Source organism: Bacillus sp. SIMBA_031 (assembly GCF_046535225.1).
GTDB lineage: Bacteria > Bacillota > Bacilli > Bacillales > Bacillaceae > Bacillus > Bacillus velezensis.
In genome coordinates this window covers 1-271 of the sequence record NZ_JAWRXC010000254.1, presented here as the reverse complement: position 1 = coordinate 271, position 271 = coordinate 1, and the positions used below count along the sequence as shown (strand labels likewise).

The following is a 271-nucleotide window of genomic DNA, read 5'->3' as shown; positions in this document are numbered from 1 at the left end:
ACTTGAAAATCGCCGATGGTTAATACGTCACTGTCTGACAAACGTTGTTTGTTGCCTTGACCAAGCGGCGCTACAGCAAAGTTAATAAATAATCCATTAGTTGAATTATCGTATACGTAAAAAGAGTCACCTTCTTTTTCTATTATACCGTGTTTACTTGAGATTATTTTTTCGGGATCGGGTAAATGCCAATCGCACGCTTCAGAGCGACCAAAAGTTAATGAATCTGTTACAGTTTTAGTGGCTTCTATTTCAGGCGAAAGTCTGTGAT

Annotated in this window: 1 protein-coding gene; it reads right to left on the bottom strand. The window is 38.4% G+C overall.

The annotated features are described in order from the left end of the window. A partial coding sequence (locus SB724_RS20220) for an FHA domain-containing protein (protein WP_410572643.1) occupies positions 1-271 on the bottom strand: 271 nt, incomplete at both ends.